General features: G+C 71.1%; 12 protein-coding genes. 5 read left to right on the plus strand and 7 right to left on the minus strand.

Translation table 11 applies throughout. From position 1 onward, the window contains the following. Positions 1 to 28 precede the first annotated feature (28 nt). From nth to ABD339_RS09530, 3 genes are all read left to right on the plus strand, one after another. Positions 29 to 1,222: an endonuclease III gene (gene nth / locus ABD339_RS09520; protein WP_344564167.1), complete on the plus strand. Its 1,194-nt coding sequence runs from the start codon at positions 29 to 31 to the stop codon at positions 1,220 to 1,222. Continuing rightward, positions 1,219 to 1,923 carry an NUDIX hydrolase gene (locus ABD339_RS09525; RefSeq protein ID WP_344564169.1) on the plus strand — a complete coding sequence of 235 codons (705 nt, stop codon included), beginning with the start codon at positions 1,219 to 1,221 and terminating at the stop codon, positions 1,921 to 1,923. The genes nth and ABD339_RS09525 overlap by 4 nt, the downstream gene beginning before the upstream one ends. A gap of 188 nt (positions 1,924 to 2,111) precedes the next feature. Continuing rightward, positions 2,112 to 3,311 (plus strand): MarP family serine protease, encoded by a 1,200-nt coding sequence (locus ABD339_RS09530; RefSeq protein WP_344564171.1) that lies wholly within the window; start codon positions 2,112 to 2,114, stop codon positions 3,309 to 3,311. A gap of 135 nt (positions 3,312 to 3,446) precedes the next feature. Here the strand turns inward: ABD339_RS09530 and ABD339_RS09535 are convergent, their stop codons facing one another. From ABD339_RS09535 to ABD339_RS09560, 6 genes are all read right to left on the minus strand, one after another. Then, positions 3,447 to 3,632: a hypothetical protein gene (locus ABD339_RS09535; RefSeq protein WP_344564173.1), complete on the minus strand. Its 186-nt coding sequence runs from the start codon at positions 3,630 to 3,632 to the stop codon at positions 3,447 to 3,449. 141 nt (positions 3,633 to 3,773) lie between these two features. Further along, positions 3,774 to 4,709: an alpha/beta fold hydrolase gene (locus ABD339_RS09540; protein WP_344564174.1), complete on the minus strand. Its 936-nt coding sequence runs from the start codon at positions 4,707 to 4,709 to the stop codon at positions 3,774 to 3,776. Next, positions 4,706 to 5,176: a phage holin family protein gene (locus ABD339_RS09545; RefSeq protein WP_344564175.1), complete on the minus strand. Its 471-nt coding sequence runs from the start codon at positions 5,174 to 5,176 to the stop codon at positions 4,706 to 4,708. Before ABD339_RS09545 ends, ABD339_RS09540 begins: the two co-directional genes overlap by 4 nt. 217 nt (positions 5,177 to 5,393) lie before the next feature. Continuing rightward, positions 5,394 to 6,854, minus strand: a complete 1,461-nt coding sequence (gene nhaA, locus ABD339_RS09550; RefSeq protein ID WP_344564177.1) for a Na+/H+ antiporter NhaA — start codon at positions 6,852 to 6,854, stop codon at positions 5,394 to 5,396. A 275-nt stretch (positions 6,855 to 7,129) separates the two neighbouring features. Then, positions 7,130 to 9,151 (minus strand): acetate--CoA ligase, encoded by a 2,022-nt coding sequence (gene acs, locus ABD339_RS09555; RefSeq protein WP_425575939.1) that lies wholly within the window; start codon positions 9,149 to 9,151, stop codon positions 7,130 to 7,132. A gap of 95 nt (positions 9,152 to 9,246) precedes the next feature. Beyond that, a complete protein-coding gene (locus ABD339_RS09560) occupies positions 9,247 to 11,652 on the minus strand; it encodes a SulP family inorganic anion transporter (RefSeq protein WP_344564180.1) in 2,406 nt (801 codons plus the stop codon). Positions 11,653 to 11,910: 258 nt separating this feature from the next. Here ABD339_RS09560 and ABD339_RS09565 point away from each other — a divergent pair, with 258 nt between their 5' ends. Beyond that, entirely contained in the window at positions 11,911 to 13,143 is a 1,233-nt protein-coding gene (locus ABD339_RS09565; protein WP_344564181.1) for a polysaccharide deacetylase family protein, read from the plus strand. A 184-nt stretch (positions 13,144 to 13,327) separates the two neighbouring features. Here the strand turns inward: ABD339_RS09565 and ABD339_RS09570 are convergent, their stop codons facing one another. Then, positions 13,328 to 14,311, minus strand: a complete 984-nt coding sequence (locus ABD339_RS09570; RefSeq protein ID WP_344564185.1) for an ATP-binding protein — start codon at positions 14,309 to 14,311, stop codon at positions 13,328 to 13,330. Positions 14,312 to 14,427: 116 nt separating this feature from the next. Here ABD339_RS09570 and ABD339_RS09575 point away from each other — a divergent pair, with 116 nt between their 5' ends. Beyond that, a complete protein-coding gene (locus tag ABD339_RS09575; protein ID WP_344564187.1) occupies positions 14,428 to 15,288 on the plus strand; it encodes a Fic family protein in 861 nt (286 codons plus the stop codon). Positions 15,289 to 15,469: the final 181 nt, after the last annotated feature.

Here is a 15,469-nt window from a genome sequence, read left to right on the forward strand (position 1 = left end):
GCGGGTGACGGCGACGGAGGATTCCGCTGTGAGCGAACGCGAGGCGGCCAAGAGGGCGACGGGAAGCCCGTCGGCGGCGGGCGAGCCGACCGCGAAGAAGGCCCCGGCGAAGAAGGCCCCGGCGAAGAAGGCCCCGGCGAAGAGGGCCCCGGCCAAGAAGACGGCGGCCCGGAAGGCGGCGGACGCCAGGGCCACCGCCGAGCAGGCCGCAGCGGAGCCCACGGGGAAGCCCGCCGCCAAGAAGGCCCCGGCTGCCGAGAAGGCCGCCCCCAAGAAGGCCCCGGCGGCGAAGAAGTCCGCCGCGAAGAAGGCCACCGCCGACAAGCCGGCGGCGAAGAAGACGGCTGCCAAGAAGCCCGCCGCCAAGAAGGCCACCGCCCCGAAAACGGCTGCCGGGAAGACCGCCGCCAAGAAGCAGTCCAGCGGCACCTCCACCGAATCCCAGGCGTCCAAGAGCCGCCGCGCCGCGCGGATCAACGAGGCGCTGGCCGATGTGTACTACTACGCACACCCCGAGCTGGACTTCGAAAATCCCTTCGAACTGCTCGTGGCCACCGTCCTCTCCGCGCAGACGACGGACCTGCGGGTCAACCAGTCGACGCCCGCGCTCTTCGCCGCGTACCCCACCCCCGAGGACATGGCGGCGGCTGATCCGGAGGAGCTGGAGGAGCTGATCCGGCCGACCGGATTCTTCCGTGCCAAGGCGAAGTCCCTCCTGGGGCTGTCCGCCGCCTTGCGGGACGAGTTCGGCGGCGAGGTGCCCGGCACCGTCGATGAGCTGGTCACCCTGCCCGGGGTCGGCCGCAAGACCGCGTTCGTGGTGCTGGGGAACGCCTTCGGGGTCCCGGGGCTGACCGTGGACACGCACTTCGGCCGTCTGGTGCGCCGCTGGAAGCTCACCGAGCAGACCGACGCGGTCAAGGTCGAGCAGGAGATCGACGCGCTGCTCCCCAAGAGCGAGTGGACGATGTTCTCGCACCGCACCATCTTTCACGGCCGCCGCATCTGCCACTCCCGTAAGCCCGCCTGCGGAGCGTGCCCCATCGCCGAGCTGTGCCCCTCCTACGGCGAGGGCGAGACCGACCCGGAGAAGGCCAGGAAGCTGCTCAAGTACGAGATGGGCGGCCAGCCGGGGCAGCGGCTCAAGCCCCCGGCCGACTACCCCGGGCAGCCCGCGCCGCCCCTGCCCTCCCGTGCTCCGGCCACCGGCGCCGCCCGGTGACGAGCGCGCGGTCCGCCCACGGGGATTCCCCCACGCCCGTCGAGGTCAGCGACCGCGGCCTGCCCGAATGGCTGGTGCCCGTACGGGATGCCGCGCAGACCGTCGAGGCGAGTCAGCTCAGCCGGTTCCTGCCGCCGCCCGACGGCGGAGGCCGCCCCTCCGCCGTGCTGGTGCTCTTCGGCGACGGTTCCCGGGGCCCTGAGCTGCTGCTGATGGAGCGGGCCTCCAGCCTGCGCTCGCACGCCGGTCAGCCTTCCTTCCCCGGCGGCTCCGTCGATCCGGAGGACGGGGATCCGCAGGGCGAGGGGCGGCTGCGCGCCGCGCTGCGGGAGGCGGAGGAGGAGACCGGCCTCGACCCCTCCGGGGTACAGGTGTTCGGTGTGCTGCCGAGCCTCTACATTCCGGTGAGCGGCTTCGTCGTCACCCCCGTACTCGGCTGGTGGCGCCGCCCGACGCCCGTCGCGCCCGTGGATCCGGGGGAGACGGCGCGGGTGTTCACCGTCCCGGTGGCCGATCTGACCGACCCCGCCAACCGCGTCATGGCCGTGCATCCGGCCGGGCACGCGGGCCCGGCCTTCCGGGTGGGCTCGGCGCTCGTCTGGGGCTTCACGGCGGGCGTGATCGACCGGATCCTGCACTTCGCCGGCTGGGAGCTGCCCTGGGACCAGGACCACCGGGTCCCGCTCGACTGGCACACCTGAGCGACCCCGCTCCTGGGGAGCGAGCGCGGTATGCCGAACCGCACGATCCGGTAGCACCGGTACACGTGACAAGGCCACCCCGCGCACATGAGACGGTATCTCTCCCGCTTTTTTCGCGGAAGCTGTCCGCTCTCCGCGCGGGAGCGGCGGCCTGAACTGTCAGTGGATCCGAGGCGAGGCTGAATTCGGTGAACGTGCTGGACGTACTGCTGGTGCTGGCAGCCGTGTGGTTCGCGAGTATCGGATACCGCCAGGGGTTCGTCGTCGGCATCCTGTCCGTTCTGGGCTTCATGGGCGGCGGACTGGTCGCGCTGCTGGTCGTGCCGCTGCTGTGGGACCAGTTCAGGGACGGCGAGAGACCGGGCACGGTGGGCGCCGTGTGCGCGGTGATCGTGGTGATCATCTGCGCCTCCGTGGGCCAGGCGCTCACCACGCACCTGGGCAACAAGCTGCGCCTCTACATCACCTGGTCGCCCGCGCGTGCCCTGGATGCCACCGGCGGCGCGCTCGTCAACGTGCTGGCCATGCTGGTCGTGGCCTGGCTGATCGGTGCCGCGCTGGCCGGTACGGCGCTGCCGACGCTGGGCAAGGAGGTGCGCGGCTCCACGCTGCTGCTCGGCATCTCGCGGGTGATGCCCCAGCAGGCCAGCAGCTGGTTCGCGGACTTCTCCACCGTGCTGGCCAAGAACGGCTATCCGCAGGTCTTCTCGCCCTTCTCCAACGAGCCGATCCGCGAAGTGCCGCCGCCGGACCCCGCGCTGGCGACCGCGCCGGTGGTCCAGCAGGCCAAGCGCAGCATCGTCAAGATCGTCGGCACCGCGCCCAGCTGCGGCAAAGAGCTGGAGGGCACCGGCTTCGTCTTCTCGCAGGACAAGGTGATGACGAACGCTCACGTCGTCGGCGGCGTGAAGGAGCCGACCGTGCAGGTCGGCGGCGAGGGCCAGCGCTACAACGCGCAGGTCGTGGTCTACGACTGGAAGCGGGACATCGCCGTCCTCAAGGTCCCCGGACTGCGGGCGCCCGCGCTGCGCTTCGCCGACCGGGGCGCGATCAGCGGCGACGGCGCCATCGTCGCGGGCTTCCCGGAGAACGGCGCCTTCGACGTACGGCCCGCGCGCGTACGCGGCCGTATCCAGCCCAGCGGCGCTGACATCTACCACCGCGGCACCGTCTCCCGGAACGTGTACTCGCTCTACACGACCATCCGGGAAGGGAATTCCGGCGGCCCGCTGCTCACCCCGGACGGCCGGGTATACGGCGTGATCTTCGCCAAGTCCCTGGACGACAACAAGACCGGATACGCCCTCAGCACCGACGAGGTGACCGAGGACATCACCAAGGGCATGACGGCCCAGCGGCAGGTTGACAGCCAGGGCTGCGCGATGTGACGACCGCTGCCTTCGGCGGGGCACCTGGGCCCCGGTCACGTCACGTCAGGCAAGCAAGGCAAGCAAGGCAAGCAAGGCAAGCAAGGCAAGCGAGTCGGCCAGACCCCGGCCGGACCTGATCCGGTCCGGTCCGACTCAGGTGCGGGTATGCCGCAGCCGCGCGCCCACCCAGCGGGCGCGGCGGCGCAGAATGCGGGGGATTCCCAGCTCGGGATCCGAAGGCTCCAGCCGGGCCGCGAAGCGCGCCGAAGACGGCGTGCGCGGGGCCCTCAGATGGCTGCGATTACGTGCCACGTCACGGAAGTCGTGCGACCAGCCCATACTGGGGTCCCTGCCCCCGCCCCAAGGTCAGTAATCGCCTCCGGAGCCCTCAATCGGCCTATGCGGCGGGCACATGTTCGGTTTCGCCGGGTGGTCGCGGCAGGCCGGCGGGACCGCTCCCGCAGCGGTCGGACGAAAGGCTCAGCGGTCCGGTTCCGGGTCGCCCAGCCAGTTCAGCAACTCCGTGGTGAAGGCCACCGGATCCTCCTCGTGGGGCCAGTGCCCCAGGCCGTCGAACAGCCGCCAGCGGTACGGCGCTTCGACGTACTCGCCCGAACCGGCCGCACTGCGCGTGCGCATCACCGGGTCGAGCGAGCCGTGCAGATGGAGGGTCGGCACCCGCACCGGCCGCTTCATCCGCCGGTAGAACTGCACCCCGTCCGGCCGCGCCAGCGAGCGCACCATCCAGCGGTACGGCTCGATGGAGCAGTGCGCCGTGGAGGGCACGCACATCGCGCGCCGGTAGTTGTCGATCGCCGTGTCCTCGGCGACGCCGGCCGGCTTGGGGCCCGCCCACTCCCGGATCAGCCGTCCCACCAAGGCGCCCTCGTCCGCGACGAGCTGACGCTCTGGTACCCAGGGCCGCTGGAAGCCCCAGATGTAGGAGCCGGCGGCGGTCTGCCGCGGGTCACCCACCATCGCGGCGCGCCAGCGGCGCGGATGGGGCATCGAGGCCACGGCGAGCCTTCGGATCAGCTTGGGCCGCATCACCGCGGCCGTCCACGCCAGGTAGCCGCCGAGGTCATGTCCGACGAGTGCGGCGTCCGGCTCGCCCAGGGAGCGGATGACACCGGTCACATCGAGCGCGAGGTTGGCCGGGTCGTAGCCGCGCGGCGTACGGTCGCTGCCGCCCACTCCCCGCAGGTCCATCGCGACGGCCCGGTACCCCGCGTCCGCCAGCGCCGGCAACTGATGGCGCCAGGTCCACCAGAACTGCGGAAAACCGTGCAGCAGCAGCACCAGCGGACCTTCACCCATTTCGGTGATGTGGAAGCGCGCACCGTTGGCGGCCACATCCCGGTGGGTCCAGGGACCGTCGGCGCGGATCACTGCCGCGGGGCTTTCTGCGAGCGTCATACAGACGAGCGTGTCACACCCTCAAGAGGACGGCTCTCCTCCGTCCCGTCCTCGCCCGTACGCGGGTGGGGCTTGGCGTGGGAGAGGACGGCCGCGCTCTCCTTGGCGGAGGCCATCGACCGCTGGGCGCCCTTGCTCTTGGAGATCTTCTTGAACTTCAGCGCCGCAAGGCCCAGCAGGATGAGCGCCAGCACAATGAAGGCGCCGCCCACGATCAGGAACGACCAGGCGAGCCCGAGCCCGAGGTTGTGGATGCCGTAGGCCGCGGCGAAGCTCAGCACGGGGAGCGCGAAGAGCAAGAAGGCCAGCGCGACGATCGCGGCACCGCTGCCCATCGCGCCGCGCTTCGCGTCCTGTCGCAGCTCGGCCTTGGCCAAGGCGATCTCGTCGTGCACCAGCGCGGACATCTCGGCGGTCGCCGCCGCGACCAACTGTCCGAGGCTGCGGCCGTCGTCGGCTGCGCTCATCGCTCTCTCTCCCTCTGTCGTACGGCGGGGTCTGCGTGCCATGCCCCGGACGTGGTCTGTATGCCGTGCCCCGGACATGACGTGACGTGACGTGTCGCGCCGTCCCGGGCCAGGCCGGGCCGGGGAGATGCCCTGGCACGAGCCGGGGGGCTTCCCGTTTCTGTGTCCCGGGCATCCTCCGGCCGCACTGCCGGATTACCGGTCGGTCAACGTCGCATCATGCCGGACCATGGTCCGTCACGTCTTGGCCCCTGGCCACTTCGGCGAGCCTGCGGTGCTCGGCCGCCTTCGCCTCCAGGCGGGCCGCCATGCGCAGGTGGTACTCGGGCAGGTCCTCCTGGTAGATGTCCGGAACGCCGTCCTCGTCCTCGTCGCGCTCCTCGACCTCGACGAGCGAACGGTGCTTCCTGGAGCGGAACTTGAGCAGCACGGCGGAGCAGAGCGCCGCGAGCAGCGAGCCGCACAGCACTGCCGCCTTCGCCTCGTCGGTCAGGACGGGCTGACCGGCGAACGCGAGTTCGCTGATGAGGAGCGATACGGTGAAACCGATTCCGGCGAGCATGGCGATGGCCAGTACATCCGGCCAGCCGAGGTCGCGGTTGAGTTCGGCGCGGGTGAAGCGGGCCGCCAGCCACGCGCCGCCGAAGACGCCCACGGTCTTGCCGACGAGCAGCCCCAGGACCACGCCGAGCGTCTCCGGCTTGCTGAACACATCCGCGAGCGCCCCGCCCGACACTCCGACACCCGCCGCGAAGAGGGCGAAGACCGGCACGGCCAGCCCGGCGGACAGCGGTCTGACCTTGTGTTCGATGCGCTCGGCGGGCGAGACCTCCCCGTCGCCGTCCCCGCTGCCCGCACTCTCCCCGTCCCTGTGGCCTTTCTCGCCCTGTCGGACGGTGCAGCGCAGCATCAGCCCCATCGCGACCCCGGCGACCGTCGCGTGCACCCCGCTGGCGTGCATCAGCGCCCAGATGACCACCGCGAGCGGCACATACACGTACCACCCGCGCACCTTCGTCCGGTGGTGCAGGAACCAGAAGAGCGCCAGCCCCGCGACGGCCCCGGCCAGGGCGCCGAAGCTGATGCCCGCCGAGTAGAAGACGGCGATGATCACGATCGCGCCGAGGTCGTCGACGACGGCGAGCGTGAGCAGGAAGGCCCGCAGCGCGGAGGGCAGCCCGGTGCCGAGCACGGCCAGCACGCCGAGCGCGAAGGCGATATCGGTGGCCATCGGGATGGCCCAGCCCCGCGCGTCGCCGCCGCCGCTGAGCGAGATGCCGAGGTAGACCAGCGCGGGTACGGCCATACCGCACAGCGCGGAGATGATCGGCAGCGCCGCGGCGCGCGGGTCGCGCAGCTCGCCCACGATCAGCTCGCGCTTCAGCTCGATTCCGGCGACGAAGAAGAAGACGGTGAGCAGCCCGTCCTTGGCCCAGTCGGCGACCGACAGGTTCAGGTGGAGCGACGCGGGCCCGAAGTGGAAGTTGCGGACCTCGTCGTAGAAGCCGCTGGCCGGGGTGTTGGCCAGTAGGAGGGCCACGATGGCGGCCACCAGCAGCAGCGTGCCGCCGACGGTCTCGGTGCGCAGCGCGTCCGTGAGGAACTTGCGTTCGTTCAGGGGGAGCCGGCCGAGGAAAACGGAGCGGCGGGGCTCTTTGCCGTCGGGGGACGGGGACACGGCGGGGGCCTCCAGGAGCGTCGGCGGACATACGTGCTCTGTGTGCCGACCAGACTTCCCGGCGCGCCCATGATCTTGTCGCGTTCCTTACGCGATCCCTGCCAGCGTAACGAACGCGAGCGAGGGGCGTCCGACCGCCTGGACGCCCCTCGCCTGTGCGGCGCGCCGCAGCCGCTGTGACCGTGGACGCGGGGGCGGCGGTGACGGGCCCGAACGCCGATGCCGGGCCCCGGGGCAGGGAGGCCCCTCGGGCCCCGGCCGCCCCGTCCGTCCCTTCAGTCCTCGCTGGCCGCGCTCGGCAGCTTGGACTGGATCAGGTCCATCACCGAGGAGTCGGTGAGGGTCTGGGTGTCGCCCAGCGTCCGGTTCTCCGCGACGTCCCGCAGCAGTCGGCGCATGATCTTGCCCGAGCGGGTCTTGGGCAGCTCGGCGACCGGCAGGATCCGCTTCGGCTTGGCGATCGGCCCGAGCTGCTTGGCCACATGGGCGCGCAGCTCCTCGACCAGCCCTTCCCCCTCCGCCGCGCCGCCGCGCAGGATGACGAAGGCGCAGATGGCCTGGGTGGTCTGCGGGTCGGTCGCGCCCACGACGGCGGCCTCGGCGACCTTCGGGTGGGAGACCAGCGCGGATTCGACTTCGGTGGTGGAGATGTTGTGTCCGGAGACGAGCATGACGTCGTCCACCCGGCCGAGCAGCCAGATGTCGCCGTCGTCGTCCTTCTTGGCGCCGTCGCCCGCGAAGTACCGGTCCTCGAAGCGCGACCAGTAGGTGTCCAGGAAGCGCTGGTCGTCGCCCCAGATGGTGCGCAGCATGGCCGGCCACGGCTCGGTGAGCACCAGGTAGCCGCCGGCGCCGTCGGGCACCTCGTTGGCGTCGTCGTCCACGACCGTCGCGGAGATGCCGGGCAGCGGCACCTGCGCCGAGCCGGGCTTGGTCTCGGTGACTCCGGGCAGCGGGCTGATCATGATGCCGCCGGTCTCGGTCTGCCACCAGGTGTCGACCACGGGCGTGCGGTCGCCCCCGATGTGGTGGCGGTACCAGATCCACGCCTCGGGGTTGATCGGCTCCCCGACCGAGCCGAGGATCCGCAGCGAGGACAGGTCGAACTTCGCCGGAACGTCGTCGCCCCACTTCATGCAGGCGCGGATCGCGGTGGGCGCGGTGTACAGGATGGTGACGCCGTACTTCTGGACGACCTCCCACCAGCGGCCCTTGTGCGGGGAGTCGGGCGTGCCCTCGTACAGCACCTCGGTCGCACCGTTGGCCAGTGGTCCGTAGACGATGTACGAGTGCCCGGTCACCCAGCCGACATCGGCCGTGCACCAGAAGACGTCGCTCTCCGGCTTGAGGTCGAAGACGGCGCTGTGGGTGTAGGCGACCTGGGTGAGGTAGCCGCCCGTGGTGTGCAGGATGCCCTTCGGCTTACCCGTGGTGCCGGAGGTGTAGAGGATGAAGAGCGGGTGCTCGGCGTCGAAGTCCTGCGGCGTGTGCTGCTCGGACTGATGTGCGACCACGTCGTGCCACCACACATCGCGGCCCTCGGTCCAGGCGATGTCCTCCTGGCCCGTCCTCCTGACGACCAGCACGTTGCGCACGTTCTCGGTGCCGGGGCGGGTGAGCGCCTCGTCCACGGCGGGCTTGAGCGCGCTGGCCGCGCCCTTGCGGTAGCCGCCGTCCGCGGTGATGACGACCCGCGCGTCGGCGTCCTGGATGCGGGTGGCCAGCGCGTCGGCCGAGAAGCCGCCGAAGACGACGGAGTGCGGGGCGCCGATGCGCGCGCAGGCCAGCATGGCGATGACCGTCTCGGGGATCATCGGCATGTAGACGGCGACCCGGTCGCCCGCCTGGACACCCAGCTCGGTGAGCGCGTTGGCCGCCTGTGAGACCTCGCGCTGGAGGTCGGCGTAGGTGAGGCTGCGGGTGTCCCCCGGCTCGCCCTCGAAGTGCAGGGCGACGCGCTCGCCGTTGCCCGCCTCCACATGCCGGTCCACGCAGTTGTAGGCGACATTGAGCTTGCCGTCCTTGAACCACTTGGCGAACGGAGGGTTCGACCAGTCGAGCGTCTCGGCCGGCTCGGTGCCCCAGCTCAGACGGCGCGCCTGCTCGGCCCAGAAGCCCAGCCGGTCGGCCTTCGCCCGCTCGTAATCCGCCGCTTTCGCAGTGGCGTGCGCGGCCAGGTCGGCGGGCGGGGCGAACCTCCGCTCTTCCTTGAGCAGGTTGGCCAAGCTGGCCGAGCTTTCGTTGCTCACGTCATCTCCCTTCCCAGGGCTGTGCGCTGTGTCCCGGCCATAGCTCATCAGCCGCGCTGCCCTGTGACAAGGGCCGCCGCGCAAATTGGTGTAGACCTGTTGGAGCGATGTTGACGCCGCTCCCGCCCGCCCGGAAGCGCCCTTCAGCCCGCCACCGGATCCGGGCGTACGGCGGCGAAGACCGCCGGCGCGACCTCTGTGCCGTCCAGGTCCAGTACGTATGCCTGAGCCTCGCCCACATGGAAGTACATGCCGTGCAGCTCAAGGGCCCCTTCGCGGACGCGGCGGGCCACGCACTCGTGGGCGGCCAGGTGTTCGAGCTGCTGGACGATGTTGGCGAGGCACAGCGCCTCCGTCCCGTCCGCCGTCTCCCGGTCGGCGATACGGGGCGCCGACTCGCCGCGAGCGGACAGCCGCGTCAGGCTGGGCCGTCCGTGGCGCAGCCAGCGGGTCAGCGGCGAACTGCCCGCATGCCCCTGAGCGGTGCTGGAAGCCAGCGCCTGCATCGCCCCGCACCCCGAGTGACCGCACACGGTCACCGATTCGACCTTGAGGATGTCCACCGCGTACTCGATGGCCGCCGCCACCGAATCGTCCCCGGTCTCCTCGCCGGGCAGCGGTACGAGGTTGCCGACGTTGCGCACCGTGAAGAGGTCACCCGGGCCGCTGGAGGTGATCATGCTGGTGACCAGCCGGGAGTCGGCGCAGGTGAGGAAGAGCTGGGAGGGCCGCTGCCCCTCTTCGGCCAGCCGCGCCAGCTCCTCGCGTACGAGTGGTGCCGTGGTCCGCTGGAAGTTGCGCACCCCGCCCAGCAACTGGGCTTTGCGTGCGGTGTGACGGCCCCCGCTCCCTCGCGCGCTCCCGGCTCCCCCCGCGCCCGCGCCCCCGCTCGTGTCCTCGGTGTGCGCGCGCGTGCACTGATGGTTGCGCCACGGCGTCCAGGGCGTGCAGGCGTGCGAGTCGCCGGGCTCCGCGAGGCGCTGCCCGGCGCGGCCCCGCACCTCCGCCTCCCCGCCCGCCGCCGTGTGCGTGGCCCGCCAGCCCTCCAGCGCCTCGTATGCCGCGTGATCCATGAACGACCCCTTCAGTTCCACTACTGCCCTCGACCCTTCCGGAATCTGTGCCAGCGCCCGGCTCAGCCGTGGCACCGCCAAGAACGTCAACTGCCCGCGTACGACCAACAGGTGCACGCCCACCCCCCGCGCGCCCCCTGCCTCCGCCCGCGCCTCCGTCTCATCCCGTGCCTCCGTCTCGCCCTCTTCAACGGAGATCCGGGTGAGCGCGAGACGGTGCAGCGCCATCCCGACGGCGACCGCGACCCCGATGGCGACCCCTTCCAGCACACCGAGCAGCACCACCGCGGCGGTCGTGATCCAGAATGCCGGGGCCTCGCCGTGCCGGCTCACCTCTTTGATGTGGCCGGGGTTGACCATCCGCACGCCCACGACCATCACCAGCGCGCCCAGTGCCGCGAGCGGAATCAGCTCCAGCGCCCCCACCAGCAGCCCGGCTGCCAGCAACACCCACAGCCCCTGCAACATGGCGGAGTTGCGGCTGACGGCCCCCGCCGAGATGTTGGCCGCGCTGCGCACCGCGACCCCGGTGACGGGGAGGCCGCCGAGCATCCCGGAGACCACGTTCGCGGCGCCGTGCCCCCGCAGCTCCCTGTCCAGATCGCTGCGCGGCACTCGTTCCCGCCCACCGCGCGCCGCCGCCAGCTTGTCCGCGGCCACGGCCGACAACAGTGCCTGGATGGTGGCCACCAGGGTGAGCGTGAGCACGGCGGAGGCCAGCGGCAGTACCGGCCCCTCCGGCAGCTCGGGCAGGGCATGGGTGCGCCAGGAAGGGAGATCGACGCGCGGCAGCCGCATGCCGGCCAGCCAGGCCGCCGCGGTGGCCAGACCCACCGCGGCCAGGGCCGGCGGCACCTTCCCCAGGCCGGCTCCGACCGACCCGCCGTGCGCCTTCAGCCATGGCCAGACCAGCAGCACGAGCACCGTCAGCCCGCTGATCGACAGCGCCGCCGGCTGGACCGCCACCAGCCGCCCCGGCAACTCCAGCGCGTTGGTGACCGGCGAGCTGTCGGGGTCGCCGCCGAGCATGACGTGCAACTGGGCGAGCGCGATGGTGACGCCGATCCCGGTCAGCATGCCGTGCACGATCGCGGGGCTGACGGCGAGCGCCGCACGGGCCACCCGCAGGAACCCGAGCCCGACTTGGACCAGCCCGGCCGCGACGGTGAGCGCGCACGTGGTGCGCCATCCGTACAGCTGGATCAGCTCGGCGGTGATCACCGTCAGGCCCGCGGCGGGGCCGGTGACCTGGAGCGGCGCACCGCCCAGCCGACCGCAGACCAGCCCGCCGACCGCCCCGGCCACCAGCCCGGCCTGGAGCGGGGCGCCGCAGGCCAGGGCGATGCCCAGGGAGAGCGGCAGGGCGATCAGAAAGACGGTGGCGGAGGCGGAGAGGTCTGCTGACCAGCGTTTGTGCGCGGGGGGGCCTTGGGGGCGCCCGGGGTCGTGGCGATGCGCGGGGGTGCGGGCGGACATCGCGTCTCCCTCGATGGATGCACAGTGCGTGACTTTCTGATTACTCCCAAGCGGAAGTAAATGGATCGTAATGACAAGTAAAGCCTTGGAGAAGCCCGGGGTGGCGCCTGGTTGCTCGATTCCATCCATCGAGTGAACGAGGGAAAAAAGCCGCTTGTCCTATTTGTCTGTTTAAAGTCTCATGTCACTTTTGTTCCCGTGACATCGCCGGTCCCGACCGGTGACCGACGAGACGAGGCGAGAGGACGAGGTGAGCCGATGACAGCCACGCGAAGACGACCCGCTCTCACCGCGACGGTCCTGGCGGCGCTGGCGCTGTCCCTGGCTGTGAGCGGATGTTCGGACGGCGCTTCGACGGGAAAGCCGGACGACGCGCCGAGGCCGGCCCCCGAAGCGAGGCCCCAGATCAAGGCCCGGCTCATCGGGGACGGTTCGACATCCTTCACGGGCCGTCAGCCACTCCAGCCCCACCCGCGCAAGCTGTCCCCCGGCAAGAAGCCCCCGCAGTTCGTCGTCTTCTCCTGGGACGGAGCGGGAGAGGACAACAAGAAGCTCTTCTCCCGCTTCCGCAGGGCGGGTAAGAAGTACGGCGCGGCGCAGACCTACTTCCTCAGCGGCGTCTACGCGCTCCCGGAAGACCAGGCGAAACGTTACTTCCCGCCCGGGCGCGCGCGAGGCGCCTCCGATATCGGCTACCTCAAGAAGAAGAACGTCCGCGCCACCCTCAAGCAGGTCCGCCAGGCATGGCTAGACGGCAGCGAGATCGGCACCCACTTCAACGGGCACTTCTGCGGCCCCGGCGGGGTGGGGTCCTGGTCGGTCGAACAGTGGAAGAGCGAGATCAGACAGGCCCGCTGGTTCGTTCAGAACTGGAAGACGACCACCGGATGGAAGCGCGCCGCCGCGCTTCCCTTCAACTATCGAAGGGAAATGGTCGGTGGCCGCACCCCCTGCCTGGAAGGCCAGGAAAACCTTCTGAAGGCGGCGCGCGAGATGGGCTTCCGCTACGACTCCAGCGGCAACGGCACCCAGGTGTGGCCGGCCAAGCGCAACGGGCTGTGGGACATGCCGCTCCAGCAGGTTCCGGTGCCGGGCCGGAAGTTCGAGACGCTCTCGATGGACTACAACTTCCTCGCCAACCAGTCCGGAACCGTCAACGGCCCCGTGTCCCGACGGCCCACCTATGAATGGCAGATGCGCGAAGGACTGCTCCAGGGCTTCCGGCGCGCCTACCAGGGCAACCGGGCGCCGCTCATCGTCGGCAACCACTTCGAGGACTGGAACGGCGGCGTCTACATGGATGCCGTCGAGGACGTCATGAAGAAGGTCTGCCCCAAGAAGGGCGTCCGCTGCGTCTCCTTCCGGCAACTCGCCGACTGGCTCGATGCGCAGGACCCGCGCGTCCTCGCCAAGCTGCGCACCCTGGAAGTGGGGGAGAAGCCCGCCGGAGGCTGGCGCTCCTTCCTGACCGTGGCGAAGCCGCGGGGATAGAAGGCCGGGAGACAGCAGTCCCCGTCCGGCCGCCCGGCCCCGCCGGTCCATCTGGCTTCACCGGTCCGCCCGGCCCGTCCCCGTCCCGTCCACCCCGGCCTTCTGGCCCGGGGCGGGGCGGACGGGGAGCGGTCCCGGGTGTGCCGGATACTCGGACGGGTCAGGGGCTCGGACGGGTCGGGTCTCAGGCCGGCTGGGGGGCGGGTTCCTCGCGCAGGATGAAGGAGGGATCGACCTGCGCGGCAAGGTCGGTTCCGGTCTTCGCGTTGCCCCAGCTCTCCGCGTTCCGCAGGTGGAAGTGGACCATCTGGCGCGTGTAGCGCTCCCAGTCGCGCTGTTCATAGACCGCGTCGGCGGCCTCGTAGAGCGCCTCCAGGGAGCGGGCGTTGGGCTCCTCCAGCTCGGCGAAGGGGCGGGCGCGGCCCTTCTCCATGGCGCGTACCCAGTCCGAATGGCCGACCGTCACCAGCAGGTCCTCCCCGGCTTGCTGGCGCAGGAAGTCCAGGTCGTCCTCGCTCTGCACCTTGTTGCCCACGACCTTCAGCGGCACGCCGAAGTCCCGTGCGTACTCCTTGTACTGCCTGTAGACCGAGACGCCCTTGCGCGTCGGTTCGGCCACCAGGAAGGTCATGTCGAAGCGGGTGAACATCCCGGAGGCGAACGAGTCACTGCCCGCCGTCATGTCGACGACCATGAACTCCCCGCGCCCGTCCACGAGATGGTTCAAGCACAGCTCCACCGCCCCCGTCTTGGAGTGGTAGCAGGCCACTCCCAGGTCCGACTCGGTGAAGGGGCCCGTCGCCAGCAGCCGGATCCGCCCGCCATCCAGTGCGACGCTCCGCGCGCACGCTTCGTAGACCGGATTGTCCTCTTGCAGGCGCAGCAGCCGGGATCCTTCTCCGGGCGGCGTCGTCTTGATCATCGTGTCGGAGGAGGCGATCCGTGGGTTGGAACCGCGCAGGTACTCCTTGATCAGCGGCAGCTGGCCGCCCATCGCGGGCAGCCCGGCGGCCTCGTCCTCGTCGAGCCCCAGCGCGGCCCCCAGATGCTGGTTGATGTCCGCGTCCACGGCGACCACGGGCGCGCCGCGGGCGGCGAGATGGCGGATGAACAGCGAGGACAGCGTGGTCTTCCCGCTGCCGCCTTTCCCTACGAAAGCGATCTTCATGTTCAACAGCGTATGCCGGGCCGAGGCCGTGAACGGGACCATCGAGTGAAGAAGACCACTCGATCGAGGGGTTATCGGCCGGTGGGGCCCTCCAGAGGGTGCGTAGGGTCGTACTCATGAGTACCGCTCGCCCCGCAGGCAGCCCCCCGCCGCCCGTCGCCACCCCGGCCGACCCGCTGGCCCCGCTCGCCGCGCTCCCCGGCGTGCCGGAAGCCGTCGAGTCCGTGCGGACAGCCGTGGACCGGGCCTACGGGCACCGGGTCATGCGCCGCCGCAGCAGCGAGGTCAGCGCCGAGGCCGCCCTGCGCGGAGCCCGCGCCTCCGCCGCGCTGGAGGGTGCCGACTGGGCGCTGGAGGAGGTGCGGCGGCGCAGCGACTTCGGCACCGGTGAGGAGCCCCGCGCCGTCGGGGCCGCGTTGCGCGTGACCGCCGAGGCCGGACAGCTCCTCGACATCTGGCAGCAGTCGCCCTTGCGCGTACTGGCCAGGCTGCACCTGGTGGCCGCGGGCGGCGCCGCACCCGACGACAGCGTCGGCCGTCCCCGGCGGGCCGGAGAGCCGGTGGAAGGCCCGGACCTGGGCCTGGAGCTGCCCGGCGCGGACGAGGTGGCCGCCCGGCTCGACGGCCTGGCCCAGCTGGTGGCGGCCGGGAGCACGGCCCCGGCTCTGGTCACGGCCTCCGTGGTGCACGGAGAGCTTCAGGTGCTGCGCCCCTTCGGCTCCCGCAACGGACTGGTGGCCCGCGCCGCCGAGCGGGTCGTGCTGGTCGGCAGCGGTCTGGACCCGAAGGCCATCTGCCCGGCCGAGGTGGGCCAGGCCGAACAGGGCGGTGACGCGTATCTGAAGGCCCTGCACGGCTACGCCTCCGGAACGCCGGAGGGAATGGTCGAGTGGATCGCCCACTGCGGGCGCGCGGTCGGGCTCGGAGTGCGGGAGAGCACAGCCGTCTGCGAGGCACTCCAGCGCGGCGCGGCCTGAGCGGCTTCCGGCGTACCGGGGTATCGCGAATTACCGAGCGCGCCCGGTGTGCTGCACCTGTCGGCGCTCGCGGGGACGCGCGTACGAGTCGTATACGCGGCTGTACACGCGCTGAAACAGGCGGATCCGCTGCGATAGGCAGGCCCACGTGCGAGTGCGACAGAGAGACGCGCTTTGATCG

This window comes from Streptomyces axinellae (assembly GCF_039532135.1).
GTDB lineage: Bacteria > Actinomycetota > Actinomycetes > Streptomycetales > Streptomycetaceae > Streptomyces > Streptomyces axinellae.

Excerpts from the sequence above, each read along its gene's own strand:
- acs (WP_425575939.1), bottom strand. The coding sequence starts at position 9,151 with ATGAGCTATGGCCGGGACACAGCGCACAGCCCTGGGAAGGGAGATGAC.
- ABD339_RS09575 (WP_344564187.1), top strand. The coding sequence starts at position 14,428 with ATGAGTACCGCTCGCCCCGCAGGCAGCCCCCCGCCGCCCGTCGCCACC.
- ABD339_RS09565 (WP_344564181.1), top strand. The coding sequence starts at position 11,911 with ATGACAGCCACGCGAAGACGACCCGCTCTCACCGCGACGGTCCTGGCG.
- ABD339_RS09545 (WP_344564175.1), bottom strand. The coding sequence starts at position 5,176 with ATGAGCGCAGCCGACGACGGCCGCAGCCTCGGACAGTTGGTCGCGGCG.
- ABD339_RS09540 (WP_344564174.1), bottom strand. The coding sequence starts at position 4,709 with ATGACGCTCGCAGAAAGCCCCGCGGCAGTGATCCGCGCCGACGGTCCC.
- ABD339_RS09535 (WP_344564173.1), bottom strand. The coding sequence starts at position 3,632 with ATGGGCTGGTCGCACGACTTCCGTGACGTGGCACGTAATCGCAGCCAT.
- ABD339_RS09560 (WP_344564180.1), bottom strand. The coding sequence starts at position 11,652 with ATGTCCGCCCGCACCCCCGCGCATCGCCACGACCCCGGGCGCCCCCAA.
- ABD339_RS09570 (WP_344564185.1), bottom strand. The coding sequence starts at position 14,311 with ATGAAGATCGCTTTCGTAGGGAAAGGCGGCAGCGGGAAGACCACGCTG.